General features: G+C 65.7%; 14 protein-coding genes. 8 read left to right on the plus strand and 6 right to left on the minus strand.

Annotated features, from left to right (window positions below; translation table 11 throughout):
• Positions 1-411 precede the first annotated feature (411 nt).
• The 5 genes from ABIE08_RS02280 (at position 412) to mgtE (ending at position 7,645) form a co-directional block, all read left to right on the plus strand.
• Positions 412-1,830 carry an N-acetylmuramoyl-L-alanine amidase gene (locus ABIE08_RS02280; protein WP_354548436.1) on the plus strand — a complete coding sequence of 473 codons (1,419 nt, stop codon included), beginning with the start codon at positions 412-414 and terminating at the stop codon, positions 1,828-1,830.
• A 323-nt stretch (positions 1,831-2,153) separates the two neighbouring features.
• Positions 2,154-4,598, plus strand: coding sequence for a penicillin-binding protein 1A (locus ABIE08_RS02285; RefSeq protein ID WP_354548438.1), 2,445 nt, complete (start codon positions 2,154-2,156; stop codon positions 4,596-4,598).
• Positions 4,599-4,655: 57 nt separating this feature from the next.
• Positions 4,656-5,174, plus strand: coding sequence for a GNAT family N-acetyltransferase (locus ABIE08_RS02290; protein WP_354551539.1), 519 nt, complete (start codon positions 4,656-4,658; stop codon positions 5,172-5,174).
• A 352-nt stretch (positions 5,175-5,526) separates the two neighbouring features.
• Positions 5,527-5,964: an EamA family transporter gene (locus ABIE08_RS02295; protein ID WP_354548440.1), complete on the plus strand. Its 438-nt coding sequence runs from the start codon at positions 5,527-5,529 to the stop codon at positions 5,962-5,964.
• A gap of 313 nt (positions 5,965-6,277) precedes the next feature.
• Positions 6,278-7,645: a magnesium transporter gene (gene mgtE / locus ABIE08_RS02300; RefSeq protein WP_354548442.1), complete on the plus strand. Its 1,368-nt coding sequence runs from the start codon at positions 6,278-6,280 to the stop codon at positions 7,643-7,645.
• 149 nt (positions 7,646-7,794) lie between these two features.
• Here mgtE and ABIE08_RS02305 read toward each other — a convergent pair whose 3' ends face one another.
• The gene (locus tag ABIE08_RS02305) at positions 7,795-8,406 is read right to left on the minus strand and encodes a DUF4893 domain-containing protein (RefSeq protein WP_354548444.1); all 612 of its coding nucleotides are present in this window, start codon (positions 8,404-8,406) and stop codon (positions 7,795-7,797) included.
• Between the two features lie 106 nt (positions 8,407-8,512).
• Between ABIE08_RS02305 and prfB the strand changes: the two genes are divergently transcribed.
• A protein-coding gene (gene prfB, locus ABIE08_RS02310; RefSeq protein ID WP_354551540.1) for a peptide chain release factor 2 occupies positions 8,513-9,641 on the plus strand; the annotation gives its coding sequence in 2 pieces (ribosomal slippage) (positions 8,513-8,581 and positions 8,583-9,641; 1,128 coding nt in all).
• A gap of 75 nt (positions 9,642-9,716) precedes the next feature.
• Here prfB and ABIE08_RS02315 read toward each other — a convergent pair.
• Positions 9,717-10,313 (minus strand): class I SAM-dependent methyltransferase, encoded by a 597-nt coding sequence (locus ABIE08_RS02315; RefSeq protein ID WP_354548446.1) that lies wholly within the window; start codon positions 10,311-10,313, stop codon positions 9,717-9,719.
• Positions 10,314-10,422: 109 nt separating this feature from the next.
• Positions 10,423-10,977: a cysteine hydrolase family protein gene (locus ABIE08_RS02320; RefSeq protein ID WP_354548448.1), complete on the minus strand. Its 555-nt coding sequence runs from the start codon at positions 10,975-10,977 to the stop codon at positions 10,423-10,425.
• A gap of 102 nt (positions 10,978-11,079) precedes the next feature.
• Between ABIE08_RS02320 and ABIE08_RS02325 the strand changes: the two genes are divergently transcribed.
• A complete protein-coding gene (locus ABIE08_RS02325) occupies positions 11,080-12,051 on the plus strand; it encodes a GlxA family transcriptional regulator (protein WP_354548450.1) in 972 nt (323 codons plus the stop codon).
• A gap of 13 nt (positions 12,052-12,064) precedes the next feature.
• Here ABIE08_RS02325 and ABIE08_RS02330 read toward each other — a convergent pair whose 3' ends face one another.
• The 3 genes from ABIE08_RS02330 to bcp form a co-directional block, all read right to left on the minus strand.
• A complete protein-coding gene (locus tag ABIE08_RS02330; protein ID WP_354548452.1) occupies positions 12,065-13,369 on the minus strand; it encodes a peptidoglycan DD-metalloendopeptidase family protein in 1,305 nt (434 codons plus the stop codon).
• A 239-nt stretch (positions 13,370-13,608) separates the two neighbouring features.
• Positions 13,609-14,436, minus strand: coding sequence for a ferritin-like domain-containing protein (locus ABIE08_RS02335; RefSeq protein WP_354548454.1), 828 nt, complete (start codon positions 14,434-14,436; stop codon positions 13,609-13,611).
• A gap of 8 nt (positions 14,437-14,444) precedes the next feature.
• Positions 14,445-14,912, minus strand: a complete 468-nt coding sequence (gene bcp / locus ABIE08_RS02340; RefSeq protein WP_354548456.1) for a thioredoxin-dependent thiol peroxidase — start codon at positions 14,910-14,912, stop codon at positions 14,445-14,447.
• A gap of 287 nt (positions 14,913-15,199) precedes the next feature.
• On the opposite strand from bcp, the gene ABIE08_RS02345 reads away from it, so the two are divergent.
• Positions 15,200-18,580 carry a YhdP family protein gene (locus tag ABIE08_RS02345; protein WP_354548458.1) on the plus strand — a complete coding sequence of 1,127 codons (3,381 nt, stop codon included), beginning with the start codon at positions 15,200-15,202 and terminating at the stop codon, positions 18,578-18,580.
• The last annotated feature ends 287 nt before the right edge of the window (positions 18,581-18,867 follow it).

Raw genomic sequence — 18,867 nt, forward strand, 5'->3', positions numbered from 1 at the left:
GGCCGTGCGCTCGGAAAGGGTCGAGCCTGCACGACAAAGATACCTGTCCCATCCCCAGACCGTGCACCGAAGTGACCGCGGAACGCTCTTGAGGCTGCAACCCTTGATCGGGTCGATCGTCTCTCAGCGCCCCACCGCATCATGCCGATCACGCCACGTTAGGCAGCAAACCGGTCGGAGGATGAATTCCGTAGTCTCCTTTTATGGAAGGCGACGATTCTTGGCAAGGATATTGGACGGCGAAGCATGGCGGTGCCGAAGGGGGGATCTCGCTTGCCGAACCAGCCGTTTTACCGTCATCCAGCTGTGCACGAAGCCGGTTTGGTTAGGAGGTCTTAACCATTCGATCCTAATCGTCTACACAGCCAAGATCGGGGCGGGGGCAAGGCTGCACCGGACGACACGATAGACATGCGAGAACGACAAGGCGTCAGCGCCGATCGACAGAATTGGCGAAGGGCCACACAGGGTGCCGGGCGATGGCTGGGCGCAGGCTTCTTCGTCCTGTTTTCCGCGTGGGCTTCCGCCGCCCAATCGCCGATCGACAACAGCGTCACCTCCGCCATTTCCCCGGTTGCCTCGACAGAAGGCGCCGAGACGCCCGCCGCGATCGCGCCGGCGCCCGACAATGCGCCTCTCGTTGCCACGCCACCCGCGGTATCGGGCGAGCCGGTGATTGCGCGCGAGGCGCGCGTCGTCGGCGACGGATCGCGCACCCGCTTCGTGATGGATCTGACCGGCCCCTCGGCCGTCTCCGTCTTCACCCTCGACGAACCCTACCGGGTCGTCGTCGACCTGCCGGAAGTCCACTTCGATCTCGCCGCCGATGCGGGCAAGGCAGGGAAGGGGCTCGTCTCGGCCTTCCGCTATGGCCTGATCTCGGCCGGCAAGTCCCGCATCGTGCTCGATGCCACCGGCCCGGTCTCGGTCGACAAGGCTTTCGTGCTGCCGGCCGACAAGGGGCAGCCGGCGCGCCTCGTCGTCGATCTGGTCAAGAGCACCCGCACCGCCTTCCTGGACACGCTGCGCATCTCGCGCGATCGCGAGCGTGCCACGGCTAGTCATGAGCGCGAGGCCGTGCCCGGTCCCGCGCCGAACGACGGCAAGCTTCGCATCGTGCTCGACCCCGGCCATGGCGGCATCGATTCCGGCGCCATCGCCAAGTCCGGCATGCTGGAAAAGACCATCGTGCTGGCCTTCGCCCAGACGCTGAAGGAAAAGCTCGAGGCGAATAGCCGCTACGAAGTGCTGATGACCCGCTCGGACGACACCTTCGTGACCCTGCGCGGCCGCGTCCAGTTCGCGCGCTCCAAGCACGCCGACCTGTTCATCTCGATCCACGCCGATTCCTTCTCGGGCAGCGATATCCGCGGCGCGACCGTCTACACCCTGTCCGAGCGCGCTTCGGACCAGATGGCGGCCTCGATCGCAGAATCGGAAAACAAGTCCGACATCCTCGCCGGCGTCGACGTTCCGGAGGATACCAACGAGGTTTCGGACATCCTGATCGACCTGGCGCGGCGGGAGACGAAAAATTTCGCGGTCGTCTTTGCGCGCAACATGATCAAGGAACTGAAGCCGGCGGTGCGCCTGTTCAAGCGCGCGCACCAGCAGGCGGGCTTCATGGTCCTGAAGGCGCCGGACGTCCCCTCGGCGCTCGTCGAACTGGGCTATCTGTCCAATCCGGATGACGAAAAACTGCTGACTTCTCCCGAATGGCGGGACAAGACGGCCGTCGCGATCACCCGCGCCATCGACGCCTATTTTCGCAACCGGGTCGCCAACATGGCCGCCTCCGAAGCCCTGACTTCGGGGGTCGGCGAGCCATGAAGGCGCTGTTGCTCGAACAACACGCGGCGGCTCGCGCTTCCCTTCCGGCCGGCAGCGCCCAAGTTTCTCCACAAACGGACTGGAAGAACGGACCTGTTGGGTCTATCGAGGCCAAACGAACCTGTAGTTCGCCTTCAGTCAACGGGCGGTTGAGCCCCAAGCCTTCAGGCGTTGGTCGCGCATATCGCGCGGACGGTGTCGTTCTTTTTTCGGGACCGGCCTGGCAAGAGCTGCCAGGTAGATCAACCAATTTCGTACCGGGGTTCGTCTCGTCGGCCTGAGCTTGTCGCCGGCAAGGCGATCCAGCGGGGAACGCGAGCGATATGTTTCTGCGACTAATCGGCTATTTATTCGGGATTGGCGCCGTGTTTTTCTTGGCAGTTGCTGCAGGTGTGGCTTGGTATGTCTCCGGCTTGACGGGCGGATTGCCGTCGGTTGAGGTCCTGGCGAAATACGAGCCGCCGGTGATGACGCGAATCCACGCGTCCGATGGTCAGCTCGTCGGCGAATATGCCCGCGAGCGTCGCCTCTATCTGCCGATCCAGGCGATCCCGGATCGGGTCAAGGCTGCCTTCATCTCGGCGGAAGACAAGAACTTCTACCAGCACGCCGGTCTCGACTATTACGGCATCGCCCGCGCGGCCCTGCAGAACATCGCGGCGCTCTCGTCTGACAAGCGCATGATCGGCGCGTCGACGATCACCCAGCAGGTCGCCAAGAACTTCCTGCTCACCAACGAGCGCTCGCTGGACCGCAAGATCAAGGAAGCGATCCTGTCGCTCCGCATCGAGCAGGCGAACTCGAAGGACAAGATCCTCGAGCTCTACCTGAACGAGATTTTCCTCGGCCTTGGTTCCTATGGCGTCGCCGCCGCGTCCTTGTCCTATTTCGACAAGTCCGTGCACGAGCTGACCCTGTCGGAAGCTGCCTATCTGGCGGCGCTGCCCAAGGGCCCGAACAACTACAATCCCTTCCGCTATGCCGACCGCGCCATCGAGCGCCGCAACTGGGTCATCGACCGCATGGTCGAGAACGGTTTCGCGACCGCCGACGAAGGCGAGGCCGCCAAGGCGCAGCCGCTCGGCGTGAAGACCCGCGTCGCCAGCCCGCACATCTTCGCCGCCGACTATTATGTCGAGGAAGTGCGCCGCCAGCTGATGCAGATCTATGGCGAGAAGGCGCTCTATGACGGCGGTCTCTCGGTCCGCACTTCGCTCGACCCGGGCATGCAGGTCATGGCGCGCCAGGCGCTGATGAACGGCCTGGTCCAGTTCGACGAGCAGCATGGCTGGCGTGGACCCGTCAAGAACGTGCCGATCGAAGGCGATTGGGGCGTTGCCGTCGGCACTGTGCCGGCGCTTTCCGACATCATCGAATGGCGCCTCGCCATTGTCACTGCCGTCAACAAGGACGAGGCCGAGATCGGCCTTCAGCCGGGCCGCGACGAGACCGGCAAGCTGCTGCCCGCCCGCGAAACCGGCGTCATCCCGTTCTCGGAGATGAAGTGGGCAAAGCCCGCCGGCAAGAAGCTGACCGGCGCCAGCGACGCGCTCGAAGTCGGCGACGTCGTCTATGTCGAGCCGGCCGATGGCAAGCCGGGCTCGTTCCGCCTGCGCCAGGTGCCCAGCATCGCCGGCGCCATGGTGGTGATGGATCCCCATACCGGCCGCGTGCTGGCGATGGATGGCGGCTTCTCCTATGCGGAGAGCCAGTTCAACCGCGCCACCCAGGCGCTGCGCCAGCCGGGTTCCTCGTTCAAGCCGTTCGTCTATGCCGCCGCCCTCGACAATGGCTACACGCCGTCGTCGGTGGTCATGGATGCGCCGATCGAAGTCGACCCCGGCTATGGCCAGCCGATCTGGCGCCCGGAAAACTACGCCCAGAAGTTCTACGGGCCGTCGACGCTCCGTACAGGCATCGAGCAGTCGCGTAACGTGATGACGGTCCGCCTGGCGCAGGACATGGGCATGCCGCTCGTGGCCGAATATGCCAAGCGCTTCGGCGTCTATGACAAGCTCGGGCCCTTCCTGCCCAACGCGCTAGGCGCGTCGGAGACGACGGTGCTGCGCATGGTCTCCGGTTATTCGGTGTTCGCCAATGGCGGCCGCCAGGTGAAGCCGACGCTGATCGACCGTATCCAGGATCGCTTCGGCAAGACCATCTTCAAGCATGAAGAGCGCATCTGCGAAGGCTGTGATGCCGAGCAGTGGTCGCATCAGGACGAGCCGGTCATCGAGGACAATCGCGAGCAGGTGCTCGATCCGATGACCGCCTACCAGATCACCTCGATGCTGGAAGGCGTCGTGCAGCGCGGCACCGCGACGGTGCTGAAGAGCGTCGGCAAGCCGCTCGCCGGCAAGACGGGCACATCGAACGACTACAAGGACGCCTGGTTCATCGGCTATTCGCCGGATCTCGTGGTCGGCGTCTTCATCGGCTACGACAATCCGAAGCCGATGGGACGCGGCATGACGGGCGGCGAAATCGCGGCTCCGATCGCCGGCGATTTCTTCAAGCTGGCGCTGGCCGACAAGGCTGCCATCCCGTTCCGCGTGCCGCCGGGTCTCACCCTGATCCCGATCGACCGCAAGACCGGTATGCGCTCCACCGCCGGCGGCGCGGGCACGATCCTCGAAGCCTTCAAGCCGGGCACGGGTCCGCCGGATACCTATTCGATCATCGGCCAGACCGATGCGAACGGTCAGCCGCTGACCGTGACGCCGGAAGCCGACCGGGCCGTCATATCGGGCACGGGTGGCCTCTACTGACCAAGCAGGCCGCGGGCTCCAATCCGCGGCCTCTTCTTTGGTGCTGTTTCCTTGACGATGACGAGCGATATCCCGACCAAGACGGGAACCTGGCGGCCGATGCGGCCGGACGATCTGCCCGCGGTTGCCGTGATCGCAGACCGGGTTCACGCGGCCTATCCCGAAGACCCCGAAATCTTCGCCGAGCGCCTGCGCCTCTGGCCCAGCGGATGCTGGGTCTATGAGAGCAACGGCGAACTCATCGCCTATGTGCTGAGCCATCCGGCGCAGGCCTTCGCCCCGCCACCGCTCAACTCGCTGCTCGGCGCGCTGCCGGAGCCGCCCACGACCTATTACATCCACGACCTCGCCCTGTTGCCCGAGACGCGCGGGCAGGGCGCCGGCTCGGCCATAGTCCGCATCCTGCTGGATGGCGCGCGCCGGTCCGGCTGTCCCGACGTCTCGTTGGTCGCGGTCAACGACTCGGCCGGCTTCTGGGGCCGCCACGGCTTCCAGACGGTCTCCATCCCCGCCCTCGATGCCAAGCTGCGCAGCTATGACGACGACGCCCGCTTCATGGTCCGGCCGCTGGTGTAGGTGGTCTGAGGGCAGGGCACTTCCTTCACCTCTCCCTCAGGGAGGCCTTCGCGCGTCATCGTTTGAACGCGAGCGCTCGGTTTCGCCCGGCCGTCATCCCGGCGACGGCCGGGATCCATACACGCAGGCCGGGCTTAGAGGGGCTGGCACCTGGCCTTTCTCGGCCGGTGTTCATGGGCCCCGGCCTTCGCCGGGGCGACGAGGGTGCTCTGTGCCGGAGTGCGCATGGCGATCTTCAGGCTGGATCTTCTCCGGGAGAGGAGAGGGCACCCGTCCCTTCTCGAAGAGCCCCCTGCATTGCGCCGCGCGCGCCCTTCTGCGACGCTCCGGCGTCTGCGGGAGCCAAGGCAAGATGCGGGACATGCTGTCGTCGTGGGTGTTCTGGGCGCTGCTCTCGGCGGCCTTCGCTGCGCTCACCGCCATCTTCGCCAAGATCGGCATCAGCAACGTCCATTCCGACTTTGCCACCTTCATCCGCACGATCGTCATCCTGGTAACCATCGCCTTCATCCTGACGCTGACCGGGCAATGGCAGCCCTTCGGGTCCGTCTCGCCGCGCAGCTATGGCTTCCTGGTTCTGTCCGGCTTCGCCACCGGGGCTTCCTGGCTTTGCTATTTCCGGGCGCTGAAGCTCGGCGATGCCGCCCGGGTCGCGCCGATCGACAAGCTCAGCGTCGTCCTGGTCGCTGTTTTCGGCGTGGTTTTCCTGAGCGAGAAGCTGTCCGGCCGGAATTGGCTCGGCGTTCTCCTGATCGCGTCCGGGGCGATCCTGGTGGCCATGCGCGGCTGAGGCCGTTCACCTAGGGCGTCGCGCTCTTGGGCGCTGCAGCGTTCCCTAGCCGCCTTAAAAACGCGTCGCGCGGCAAAACTGCGTCAAATTGAATTTCGTTGCGCCGAGGGAGCGAAAGAGCTTGACGCGGCCGGCGGAGTGGCGCACCTCACCCGGGTCAAGTCGGTTTCCGCTTCCGCGGCCGACCCCCATTGGAACCCCAGTTTCATGTCGAGCGACAGTAGCTGTCGAATACAGGCGCCGCCCACGGTCGCCGTGATCTGATCGCTCGATCGGCTCACGCGACCGGCTGGGTGGCCGATCGGAGTGAGTCATGGAAGATATCGTCCGCGAAGACGAGGCCACCGTGCGTTCGCGCGCTTTGGATCTCGAAGGCGAGCACGTTGCAGATCTCGTCGAACGTCTCAATCAACATGAAGCCGAAGCCAATCCGGCGCTTCTGGCAGGCGTTTCCGACGAAAGGCTGATCGAGGTTCTCGATCAGCCGGAGTTCGAAGCCGCGGTCGAGCTGATGTCGAGCCTGCCGAGCGAGCGCGCGGTCCGGGTTCTGGCCGGCATGTCGGCGGACCGGGCGACCGACCTGCTGGCGGAAATCGACGAGCCGACGCGCTCGCAGCTGATCGCCAAGCTCGATCCCGAAACCCGCAATGCCGTCGCCCGGCTCGCCGCCTATCCGGAAGGCAGCGCCGGCTCGATCATGACCACCGAAGTGGTGAGTGTCCCCGCCAACTGGACCGTTGGCCAGACGCTGCAGCACATTCGCGTCGTCGAGAAGAGCCGCGAGACGATCTATACGATCTGCGTGCTCGACCCGGTCACGCATGCGCTCGTGCAGACCGTGACGCTGCGCCGCCTGATCGCGGCCGACCTCAATGCCCCGGTCCTGTCCGCCGCCCGCCATCGCCGTCCGATCACCGTCACGCCCCGCACCGACCGCGAGGAAGTGGCGCGCCTGTTCTCGAAATACGATCAGATCGCCGTGCCGGTCGTCGACGAACGGTTCCATGTCGTGGGGATCGTCACCGTCGACGACATCATCGACACGATCTTCGAGGAGAGCACGGAAGACGTCCAGAAGTTCGGCGGCATGGAGGCGCTCGATCAGCCCTACATGGACATCGGCTTCCTCAAGATGATGCACAAGCGGGCCGGCTGGCTCTGCGCGCTGTTCATTGGCGAGATGCTGACGGCGACCGCCATGCAGCATTTCGAGCATGAGCTGGAGCGGGCGATTGTGCTGACCCTGTTCATCCCGCTGATCATGAGCTCCGGCGGCAATTCCGGCTCGCAGGCGACCTCGCTGATCATCCGCGCTCTGGCGCTGGGCGAGGTCAAGCTTCGGGATTGGTGGCGGGTCGCCCTGCGCGAATTGCCCAGCGGCCTGACGCTGGGCGCCATTCTCGGCACGCTCGGCGTCATCCGCATCAGCGCCTGGCAGGTGCTGGGCCTCTATGATTACGGTCCGCACTGGATGCTGATCGCGGCCACTGTCGGCACCGGCCTGTTGGGGATCGTCACCTTCGGATCGATGGCGGGCTCCATGCTGCCCTTTATCATGCAGCGGCTCGGCTTCGACCCGGCCAGCGCCTCGGCGCCCTTCGTCGCGACGCTCGTCGATGTCACCGGCCTGGTGATCTATTTCAGCGTGGCGATGGTGATCCTGAGCGGCACGCTGCTTTAGCAAACGGTCAGAGTGCGTCCCTCGAGGCCCGAGCTTCGCTCGGGCACCTCAGGATGTTGAGGACTGCTTCCCGAGGGAGTCCTGGACCTCGACAGGCTGAGGTGCCGGCCAAAGGCCGGCCTCGAAGCACGCACATAGCCCAGTCTGGACTACCGCTTCTGCAATTCGATGATGTCGAACTTTGATTCGAATTTCGGCAGCGGCAGGTCGAGCCGGTAGCTCTTCGGCCCGGTCTTCAGGAAATAGCCGACCTGGTCGTCGTCGGCCTTGGCGCTATAGCGTCCGGGTTTCTCGCCGGCGATGAAGGAGACGCCGTAATAGAGCAGGCGGTTGGCGGAATCGTCGATGAAACGGCCGGTCAGGCGCTGCGATCCGCTGGTCTTGGTCAGCCGGTAGCCGAGGTCGTCCTCGTCGATCTTGCAGTTGAACCAGCCATAGACGGTGAGCGGCAGGCTGCCGCCCAGCTTGATCGTACGGCAGCGATAGTCGCCGCGGATATCGACGCCGAGGATCGGCTGGGGCTTCCCGGCCAGCAGCGCGTCGAGCGTCGCCACATCCGCCTTGTCGCCCTTGGCTCGCGCCTCGGCTATGGCCGATTTCTGCGTCGCCTCGTAGCGGGCGATCCGCTCCTTGTCGGTCTTGGTCAGGGTCCGCGCCGCCATGGTGCCATCGGCGAGGGCGCTGCCTGGCACGAGGATCAGCAGCAGGGTCGCCATCTGGCGGAAGCGGCGGGTGAACAAAGCCTTGGGAAGCGGCGTCATCGGGATCTCCCTGGTTGGTCGGCTTGGTTTACATGGGATAGGGGCATCACTATGTTGCCCCACCCGGCGGGGTAACCCGCCCGAACGAGAAATGGACGTCTATCCAATGCGAGCCGAGATCGAAACGATCATCGACGAGATCAAGCAGGGCATCACCCTGCTGAGGAGGCATCTTTGACTGGGATCGTGCCCAGAGACGCCTGCTCGAACTGAACGCTCTCTCCGAGACGCAGAACTTCTGGGATGATCCCCAGAAGGCGCAGAAGCTGATGCGCGAACGCCAGGGCCACGAGGACGGCATCAACGCCGTTCTGACCAGCGAGCGCGAGCTTCAGGACAATATCGAGCTGATCGAGATGGGCGAGGCCGAGGGGGATCCCTCGATCGTCGCCGAGGCCGAGGCTGCGATTTTCGCGCTCAAGGGCGATATCCGCAAGCGTCAGGTCAATTCGATGCTTTCCGGCGAGGCCGACGGCAACGACACCTATGTCGAAGTGCATGCCGGCGCCGGCGGCACGGAGAGCCAGGACTGGGCCAACATCCTGCTGCGCATGTATACGCGCTGGGCGGAGAAGAGCGGCCGCAAGGTCGAGCTGCTGGAAGTCCATGACGGCGAAGAGGCGGGCATCAAGTCGGCCACTATTCTCGTCAAGGGCGAGCAGTCCTATGGCTGGCTGAAGACCGAATCGGGCGTGCACCGCCTGGTCCGCATCTCGCCCTATGACAGCGCCGCGCGCCGCCACACCTCGTTCGCCTCGATCTGGGTCTATCCGGTCGTCGATGATTCGATCGAGATCGAGATCAACGAGAGCGACTGCCGCATCGATACCTATCGCGCGCAGGGCGCCGGCGGCCAGCACATCAATACGACCGACTCGGCCGTGCGCATCACGCACATTCCGTCCGGCATCGTCGTGCAGTGCCAGAACGAGCGCTCGCAGCACAAGAACCGGGCCGCTGCCTGGGACATGCTGCGCTCGCGCCTATACGAGGCCGAGCTGGAGCGCCGCGAGGCCGCCGCCATGGCGACGGAATCGACCAAGAAGGACATCGGCTGGGGTCACCAGATCCGGTCCTACGTCATGCAGCCCTACCAGCTGGTCAAGGATCTGCGCACGGGCGTGGAATCGACCAGCCCGCAGGACGTGCTGAACGGCGATCTGAACGACTTCATGGAAGCAGCCCTGGCCCAGCGCCTCGGCGGCAACGAAGTCGACGTCCAGGATCTCGACTGACGAGACTTACGGCTCGCGGCTTTCGCGGCCGGAGCGAACGGGCGGAGCTTGGCTCCGCCCGTTTTGATTCCAGCCTCATCCAGCGCGGATGGCGGTGACGTAGAGCCATTCCGTCGGCTTGTTGTCGTATCCGCCGCCGATACCGGCCTCGATGGCCGGATCCCAACCCAGCGTGCCGTAAACTTCGCGCAGCCAAGCTTCGGACGGGTAGTTGTAGTACCGGTCGAACCCATCACGTCCCTCTGCGTCCCCAGCCTTGAAGCTTGCATGGAAGACCCCGCCCGGCTTCAGGGCGGCGTGGATGCGACCGAGGATGCCGGGTAATTCGGCTCTGGGCACATGCACCAGACAGGCATTGGCCCAGATGCCGTCGTAACTCCTGAGCTCGGCGATTTCGTGGAACAGCAGCGTGGAGACGGGGACGCCTAGCCGCCGCTCCGCCGCCCGCGCGATCTCCGGCGTGCCATCCGTGGGGCGGACGGCAAAACCTCTGGTCATCATGAACTCGCTGTCCTGCCCGGCGCCGCAGCCCAGTTCGAGCACCGCGCCGCCCGCAGGCAGGCTATCGAGGAAGCGCAGCAGCCGTCGCTCGCTCGCCTTCTGGCCCCGCATTGTGTAGGCGATCGCTTCGCGGGTGTAGAATTCGATCGTCCGATCGTCCTGGGCTGTCATTTTGGCATTGTGGGCTTGCGAAGGAATACTGATCAAGCGATCGCAGCGAGCGTCGGTCTGGGTGAGAACGCCGCACCAATAGTTAGCCCTGGCTGCCCCCCGGAAGAAATCAGCCCTCGCCAGCGATCCACTCGGCCGCGCCGATCACCTTGGCGTAGCCAAAGGCCAGTGCGGCCATGTTGGCGGCATGGACCTGGGCGGCGGGTACCGTCGTGCCGTTGAATTCCAGCGCGCGCGTCGCACAGGCATCGTGGATGACGACGGTCTTGTAGCCGAAGTCGGCGGCGGCGCGGCCGGTCGCGGCGATGCACATGTGGCTCATCGCACCGACGAGCACGACCTCGTCGATCCCGCGCTCGTTGAGAACCTGCTTCAACACCGTCTCGCGAAATGCGTTCGGAAAATGCTTGGTCACCACGGTTTCGTCGCCCTGCGGGCGGACGGCCGCGTGGATCTCGGCGCCCTCGGTGCCGGGGACGAAGAAGGGCGCTTCCGGCGACGTTGCCAGATGCTGGATGTGGATGACGGCATCGCCCCCTTGGCGGGCTGCGTCGATGACCTTCGCCGCCTGCGCAGCGGCGGCTTCGATGCCCTCCAACGACCATTTGCCATCCGGAAAATAGTCATTCTGCAGATCGACGACGACTATGGCGCGTTGGCTCATGGCGGCTCTTCCCGATGGCTGGTTGTTCACAGCGCCACTATGGCAGCGTAGGGGGCAGCGCCATATTGTCGATATCGACAAATGGCAGGGTGATTTGGACATATGGGGAAGGTGGAAATTCGAGAGCTCGGCCTGGTGCTCTATCCCGAGGCGCAGATGGCCGGCGTGCTCGGCCTGACCGACCTGTTCGCCGTCGCCAACCGCACGGCATTGCGACAGGGAAAGGCCGCCAGCGCGCCGCTGCGGGTCTCCCATTGGCGCCTGTCCGAGCCGGGTGGGGCGATCGTCCGCGTGTTCGACAGCGCGCCGGAGGGCGCCAGCACGCCCGCCGCCCTGATCCTGCCGCCGAGCCTCGGCGATCCGATCGGGCCGGAATCCGCCGCGCCCTATGCGGCATGGCTGCGCGAATTCCATGCGGGCGGCGGTACGCTCGTCTCCGTCTGTGCCGGCGCCTTCCTGCTCGGCGAAACCGGCCTGCTCGCAGGCCGGACCGCCACGACGCATTGGGGGCTCGGCGAGGCCTTCGCCAGGCGGTTTCCCGACGTGCGGCTGGATCTCGACCGGCTGATCGTCGATGAGGGCGACATCGTCACCGCCGGCGGGCTGATGGCCTGGACGGATCTCGGTCTCAAGCTGGTCGACCGCTATCTGGGCTCGGAGGTAATGCTGGAGACGGCGCGCGTGCTGCTGGTCGATCCACCGGGGCGCGAGCAGCGCTATTACAGCACCTTCGTTCCGCGGCTGGGTCATGGCGACCGGGCGGTTCTGCGGGCGCAGCACTGGCTGCATGGGCTGGCCGACGGCGAGGCCTCGCTGGAGCGGCTCGCGTCGCAGGCGGGACTGGAGCAGCGAACCTTCCTGCGCCGGTTCCGCAAGGCGACAGGGCTGACGACGACGGAATACCAGCAGCAGCTCAAGGTGAACCGCGCGCGTGAACTGCTTCAGTTCAGCGCGCTGTCGGCGGACGAGGTCGCCTGGGAGGTCGGCTATGGCGATCCCGGTGCGTTCCGGAAGGTGTTCGTGCGGATCGTCGGGCTGTCGCCGGCGGAATACCGCCGGCGCTTTCACGCCTGAAACGCGCCCCGTCCTAGAGCAGGGCGGTGATTTCCTGGCCGGCGCGGAGATAGATCATCGGGTCGATGGCTTCGCCGTCGATGCGGATCTCGTAGTGCAGGTGCGGGCCGGTCGAGCGGCCGGTGGAACCGACCTGGCCGATCTTCTGCCCGGCCACGACGCGCTCGCCGACCTTGACGCTGATCTTGCTCAGGTGGCCGTAGCGGGTCACGACGCCGTTGCCGTGGTCGACATCGACGCAATTGCCGTAGCCGCCATTATAGCCCGCGGCAACGATCCGGCCGCCATTGACGGCGCGGGCCGGGTAGCCGGTCGGCGCGCGGAAATCGATTCCCGTATGCATCGCCGGACGGCCGAGGAACGGGTCGGAGCGGGTGCCGAAGCGGCTGCTGATGTCGGCGTTTTCGATCGGCCGCTTCAGCGGCAGGTCGAGCGCGATCTGCCGGAGCTTGGCGAGGCGGTCGAACTGGCTGGTCAGCGTCGCCACATCCGCCTTGAAATTGGCGGGGCTGGAAATGGCGCCCCTGGGCGCGGGTACGAACGGACCGCCGACGCCGGACGGGGCGGGCGGCACGCGGCGGCCGAGCTTGCGCAGCGCCGCGTCGATCTTCTGTGTCCGCTTGGTGACGCCGGCCATCAGTCCGCCGACCAGCGCATCCTGATCGGCCGCCATCGAGGCGATCTTGTCCTCGAGCGGATCGAGGCGCGGGGCGACAATGGCCGGCATGGGCTGCGGCGAGCGCAGGCCCATGTCGGCGAACTGCACGGAAGGCTTGGCGACGGCCGGCGAAATCGAACCCGTCACTTCGGGGTCGAGCGCGGCCTTGCGGCCCTTGGCCGGCTTTGGCTTGGCGGGGGTCGAGGGCTGGATCGGCACATCCAGTCCGGCGCGGCGGGCTGCCTCGGCAACCTTTGCCAGTGCCTTCTGGCGGGCCTCAAGTTCCTTCTGGCGGTCGAGCAGGCTGCGCACCTTCTCGTCGACGCCGGCGCTTTCCTTCGAGCGCGTCTTGTTCAGCGTCTCGATCTCCGCATTCAGCTTGCCCACCTTGTCGCGCAGCGTTGCGACCTGGGTCTCATAGGCCGTGATCTGGCCCTCGTGGATGGCGCTGGCTTCGAGTTCGCGCGCCTCGCGGACGTTTTGCGAGGCGATGATGGCCTTCTGCTGCTCTTCGGCGGCCTTGAGCAGGCCGTCCCGAAAGACGAGATAGGCCGTTGCGCCGAAATACAGCGTCGTGAGCAGCAGCAGGCAGACGCCGCCAAGCGCGATCGTGCGCCGGCGAACGTGGATGGCCCGTACGCGCTCGCCATCGGCGATCACGATCTGTGTCTTGCCCCGTCTGCCACCCGCCCGTGCCTGCGGCGCTTCGGGCTCCGGTAGCGGGGGGGCGGGAAGGTGAGAGACGAGGCTCTGGCGGGGGATTGGATGATAATCTTGATACTGACTCGGCATCTGCGTTCCAACCGTAACGTCGGTACTCGGACCTTTGGCCGAGGAGAACGACCGATCGCAACGATTAGAGGCGGTTAAGGTTAAAGCTTGGTTGATGCCGCGCCGTCTCAGCGGTCCCGGGAGGGGGCGAGGGGGCGGTAGAACCCCGGCGTCATGCCCGCCTCGGAGCGCGCCGCCTCGTTGAAGGGCGGCTTCAACGGACCGCGGAAATGCTTGATTACCAGCTGCCGGAAGGTCGGTTCCGGCGCCAGATTCTGCCGGTCGCACATGAAGCGGAACCACTTGGCGCCGAAGGCGACATGGCGCTTTTCGTCGCGGTAGATGATGGAAAGAATGGCCGCGCTTTCGGCGTCGCCGACTTCGATCATCTTGTCGATCAAGGGCGGCGTGACGTCGAGCCCGCGCGCTTCCAGCACGAGCGGCAGGATGGCGAGCCGGGCGGTCAGGTCGTGCCCGGTTTCCTGGGTCGCCTGCCAGAGCCCGTCATGCGCCGGCAGGTCGCCATAGGCGGCGCCAAGCGAGCGCAGCCGGTCGGCCAGCAGCGAATAGTGCTTGGCCTCCTCCAGCCCCACCTGCACCCAGTTGTCGAAGAACGAGCGGGGCAGGGGGACGCGCACGAAGCGGCCGACCAGATCCCAGGTAAGGTCGACGGCGTTCAACTCGATATGGGCGAGCGAATGGATCATCGAGATCCGGCCATGCTGGGAATGGACCGAGCGCTTCGGCAGTTCGCGCGGCGGCACCAGCACGAGATTCGCCGGGCGGCCGGGCCTGTCCGGCATGGCGCCGTCGAGCGGCCCCGCCGAGAGTGAGAGGCGACGGCCGAACCAGGCCTTGGCGGTGGCGAAGGCTAGCTCGACCTTCTCGTCGAGATCGGCGGTGGCGACAATGCGGGCGGAAGCCGCGGCGAGGCTGCGCAGGTCGGTCGGTTCCATGAGGGGCTTCATGCGCTCCGGGCGGCGGCGAGGACCTCGTCGACATGCCCCTTCACCTTCACCTTTTCCCAGGTGCGGGCGATTCTGCCGTCGCGGTCGATCAGATAGGTGGTGCGGACCACCCCCATATATTTGTGCCCGAACATCGATTTCTCCTCCCAGACGCCATAGCTTTCCAGCATGGCTTTGTTTTCGTCGGAGGCGAGCGTGATCGAGAGTTTGTGCTTCTTGCGGAAGCGCTCGTGAGATTGGACGCTGTCGGGCGACACGCCGATCACCAAGGTATCGGCCGCCTCGAAGTCGGCCTGACGCGCCGAAAAGTCGATCGCTTCCACAGTGCAGCCGGAAGTGTTGTCCTTCGGGTAGAAATAGAGGACTACCTTGCGTCCCTTCAGCTCCGAGAGCTTGATTCTGCTGCCGCCATCGGTCGGAAGGTCGAAATCCGGAGCCAGGGAACCTTGGGTCAGTATGGACATGCTGCCTTCCTTTCGTCGCACTTGTCTGGCGTGAGAAGCAGAATTGACGGGGAATTTGCAAGTGGGGCTTGGATCGGCTCGCGATTCCGGATGAGATCAGAATCCGCACGTCGGTCTCCTGCTTCGGATCGGTCGACGTCACCGATGAGTTTCACGCCGCTCCCCGAACGGATGCGGCCGGCAAGGGGTGTTGACGCCTGACAATGCGCCTCGACGAGTATCCATCGGCGCGCGCTCACCGGCCTCTCTATGAGCGTCCGCCGCCGAGACGGCGTGGCTGGTCCAGCTTGCTGCTGCGTCTTCTTGGGGCGTTTCTTCTGCTCGTCGTGATCCTGTTCGGCACGCTGGCGGCCATCGTGGCCACAGGGCCGGTCGAACTCGACGCCGTGCGCGACCGTGTGCGCGCCTCGCTCGCCTCCCGACTGGGGCCGGATTATGCGGTGAAGGTCGGTCGCGCCCTGATCGATGTCGATCCCGTGCTCGGCCTCGTCGTCCAGCTCGACGATATTTCCGTGCGCGATCGCGCCAATGTCGTCGTCGGCAACGTCCCGGCCGCGCGGCTGGCGATCGACCCACTGTCGCTCCTGCGCCTCCGCCTCAACATCCGCACGGTCGAGATCTCCGACGCCGACGTCTCCTTCGTGCGTGCCCCCTCGGGCGCGGTCTATCTCGGCACGGTGGATACCGATCACCAGCCCGGACCGCCGCCGACGGTGACCGCGGCGGCGCCGACCGCGCCAGAGAGCGCCACCGCGCCCGAGAGCCCCGATGTCGCCGATGGCGGTTTCCCCGACCTGCTGCGGGCGCTGCGCACCGTCAATGGCGCGCTCGATCCGGCGGTGGACTTCGCGATCTCGCGCGGCTTCGAGCGTCTGTCGGTCGATGCCTCGACGATCCGGGTCTGGGACGCCGTGCAGATGCAGCAGCGCAGCTTCGGGCACACCGACATCGCGCTGACCGTCGATGCCGATACCGGCGCCGTGAAGGCCAATCTCGATACGTCGGGCTATGCCGGTCGCTGGGGCGTGCTGGCCGAGCGGACCGTCGATCCCGAGACCCACGACCGCAACCTGTCGCTGATCTTCTCGCAGCTGTCGCTGGCCGATCTCAATCCTGCCCTGGGCCGGCCGGACAGCATGCTGCAATCCAACGTGCCGATGTTCGGCCGCGCCACCGTTCGCCTGAACGACAAGGGAAACGTGCAGGCAGCGACGGTTCGACTGGATCTCGGCGCCGGCACGTTCGTCTCGGGGCTTGGCAAGGACACGGTGCTGCTCGACGAGGCGACGGTGCGGCTGCGCTGGGATGTGCCGCGCCGCGCCATCGTCATCGAGCCGTCCTCCTTCTTCTTCGGCGACACCCGCGCCGTCGTCGCCGGCGAGGTCAAGCCGCTGAGCGACAAGGCGGATGGCCGATACGGCTTCACGCTGGAGAGCCGCAATGCGGTTCTCTTCGCCGCCGACGCCAACGCACCGCCGATCGTCGCCGACCGGATTGCCGTCGTCGGCACCGCCGATGTCGAAGCGAAGCGCATCGATTTCACCGACGCCTCGATCACGACCCAGGGCGGCTCGATCGCCGCGGCCGGTTCGCTGGGACTTGAGGGCGCAACGCCGTCGCTCGCCATGGCAGCCTCGTTCTCGCCGATGGCGCTCTCGACGCTGAAGCAGATGTGGCCGCCCTTCCTCGCCGGCGGGGCGCGCAAGTGGGCCTATGAGCATGTGACGGGCGGGACGCTGGAAGCGGGCCGCTTCGAGGCATCCGTGCCGGCCGGCGTGCTGTGGACCGGCGAGCGGGTGGTCCTGCCGGAGGAATATATGCGCCTCGACATGCGCCTCGAGGACGTGTCGTTCACGACGATCGGAACGGTGCCGACCGTGACCGGCGCGAGCGGCAATGCTGTGCTGGCGGGCTCGACCTTCGGCCTCGACATCGAGAAGGGCAGGGTCGTCACCTCGCTCGGCAAGACGGTCGAGATCACGGCCGGCGCCTTCGCCGTCTCCAACACCGCACAGCGCTTTCCTGACGCGCAGATCGAGATGCAGCTGGAAGGCGATGTCGGCGCCATGGCCGAGATCGCCAATAGCGAACCGATGCGCGCCATGGAGCGCCGCTCGATCGACCCGGCGACGCTTTCCGGCAAGGCGCAGGCCACCGTCTCGATCAAGCTGCCGCTCCAGCCCGGGCTGACGCCGACCGAAGTCGACTGGCGCGTCGGGCTGACGACCACCGGCTTTGCCAGCAGCGAGCCGATCGAAGGCAAGCTGGTCAAGAACGGCGCCTTCTCCATGACCGCGACGCAGGCGGAGGTCGAACTCAACGGCAAGGCGACGATCAACGGCGTCCCCGTCTCGATCGACGTCACCCAGCCGCTCGGCGACACGGATGGCGACGGGCAGACCGAGGCCGGCCGTCGCAAGGTGACGCTGAGCCTCGATGAGAAGGCCCGCAAGGCGCTCGGCATCGGCCTCGACAATGTCATCGGCGGCACGGTGGGCGCCACGGTCTCCGACCTCGGCGATGGCAGCAAGGGTCAGCATTACGAGTTGGACCTGAAGCAGGCGCGCCTCGTGCTCCAGGCCGTCGGCTGGTCCAAGGGCATCGGGGTTCCGGCCAAGCTGAGCTTCGATCTGCGCCCGACCGGCAATGGCTTCGTCGTAGAAAACATGGTCGCCGCGGGCGACGGCTTCGGCTTCAAGGGCAAGGCCGTGCTCGACTCCAAATACGGCCTCGTCTCCGCTGATCTCGATCGGCTGGCGCTGCGCAAGGGCGACCAGATTTCCGTCAATCTGAGCCGCAAGGGCAATGGCTACGCGATCGTGGCGCGGGGGTCTTCCTTCGACGTGCGCGGGCTGATCGCGCAGTACAAGTCGGCGGCAATGGGGCCGAGCGAGGGCGCGGCCGACATCTCGCTCGACGCCAAGGTCGGCACGCTGATCGGCTTCAACCAGGCGACGCTTTCGGACGCCACGGTCGTGGTCCAGGCGCGCGGCGGCACCGTGCAGAAGGCGTCGCTGGAAGGCATGCTCGACAAGGGCGGCATTTCGCTCAGCTTTATCGACGGCGGCGACAAGGCCGAACTGCGGCTGAACTCCGGTGATGCCGGTAGCGTGTTCCGTTTCATCGACATTTACGGCCGCATCGCTGGCGGGCGCCTGACCCTGACGGGAACCCGGGCGGGCTCCAGCGGCCCGTTCTCCGGCGTGTTCGACGTCTGGAATTTCCGCATCGTCGACGAGCCGTCGATGAGCCGGCTGGTTTCCGCCACCAATGGCAGCGGCCCCGAGGCGACGCGCACCGGCCTCGATCCGTCCAACGTGCCGTTCGACCGCATGCGGCTCGATTACACCAAGCGTGGCTCGATCGTCGTCATCGACGACGCGACCCTGCGCGGCGCCTCCGTTGGCGCGACCTTCAACGGCACGCTCGACCTGGCTCGCCAGACCGTCTCGCTGGCTGGCACCTACCTGCCGGCCTACGCCTTCAACAATTTGTTTGGCAGGCTTCCCATCATCGGCCTGGCGCTGGGCGGCGGCAGCAAGGGCGGCCTGATCGGCGTCACCTTCAAGGTGGACGGCAAGCTCGGCGCGCCCAGCCTGATGATCAACCCGCTCTCGGTCATCACTCCCGGCATCTTCCGCAAGATCTTCGAGTTTCCGGTCAACTGAGCGATCGTTGCTCAGGCAAGGCATCGCCCGTCGATGGCGGTTCCGGCTCCTAGTGGCTCTGCGGCAACACTCCCTGCCGGCCGCTTTCAAGAAGCCAAGGGCGCCTTTCGATGGCTGACTTGCGATCGCAACTGCGCCGCGCAAGAACTCGCGAACACCTTTCCCGTATTGCGAGCAGGCGTCGATTTTAAGTCCGGCTGAATATCTTGCCGTACCCAGGCACGATGTCTGTCCCAGCGTAAGGTAAAATGCGCTCCTTTTCTTTTAAATATGAAGTTCTTCTTTCC

Origin of the sequence: Kaistia defluvii (assembly GCF_040548815.1) — a bacterium.
GTDB classification, from domain to species: domain Bacteria; phylum Pseudomonadota; class Alphaproteobacteria; order Rhizobiales; family Kaistiaceae; genus Kaistia; species Kaistia defluvii_A.

What these genes read in the sequence shown, in the direction of transcription:
- ABIE08_RS02280 (WP_354548436.1), top strand. Translation starts at nt 412, where the DNA reads ATGCGAGAACGACAAGGCGTCAGCGCCGATCGACAGAATTGGCGAAGG.
- ABIE08_RS02285 (WP_354548438.1), top strand. Translation starts at nt 2,154, where the DNA reads ATGTTTCTGCGACTAATCGGCTATTTATTCGGGATTGGCGCCGTGTTT.
- ABIE08_RS02290 (WP_354551539.1), top strand. Translation starts at nt 4,656, where the DNA reads ATGACGAGCGATATCCCGACCAAGACGGGAACCTGGCGGCCGATGCGG.
- ABIE08_RS02295 (WP_354548440.1), top strand. Translation starts at nt 5,527, where the DNA reads ATGCGGGACATGCTGTCGTCGTGGGTGTTCTGGGCGCTGCTCTCGGCG.
- mgtE (WP_354548442.1), top strand. Translation starts at nt 6,278, where the DNA reads ATGGAAGATATCGTCCGCGAAGACGAGGCCACCGTGCGTTCGCGCGCT.
- ABIE08_RS02305 (WP_354548444.1), bottom strand. Translation starts at nt 8,406, where the DNA reads ATGACGCCGCTTCCCAAGGCTTTGTTCACCCGCCGCTTCCGCCAGATG.
- ABIE08_RS02315 (WP_354548446.1), bottom strand. Translation starts at nt 10,313, where the DNA reads ATGACAGCCCAGGACGATCGGACGATCGAATTCTACACCCGCGAAGCG.
- ABIE08_RS02320 (WP_354548448.1), bottom strand. Translation starts at nt 10,977, where the DNA reads ATGAGCCAACGCGCCATAGTCGTCGTCGATCTGCAGAATGACTATTTT.
- ABIE08_RS02325 (WP_354548450.1), top strand. Translation starts at nt 11,080, where the DNA reads ATGGGGAAGGTGGAAATTCGAGAGCTCGGCCTGGTGCTCTATCCCGAG.
- ABIE08_RS02335 (WP_354548454.1), bottom strand. Translation starts at nt 14,436, where the DNA reads ATGGAACCGACCGACCTGCGCAGCCTCGCCGCGGCTTCCGCCCGCATT.
- bcp (WP_354548456.1), bottom strand. Translation starts at nt 14,912, where the DNA reads ATGTCCATACTGACCCAAGGTTCCCTGGCTCCGGATTTCGACCTTCCG.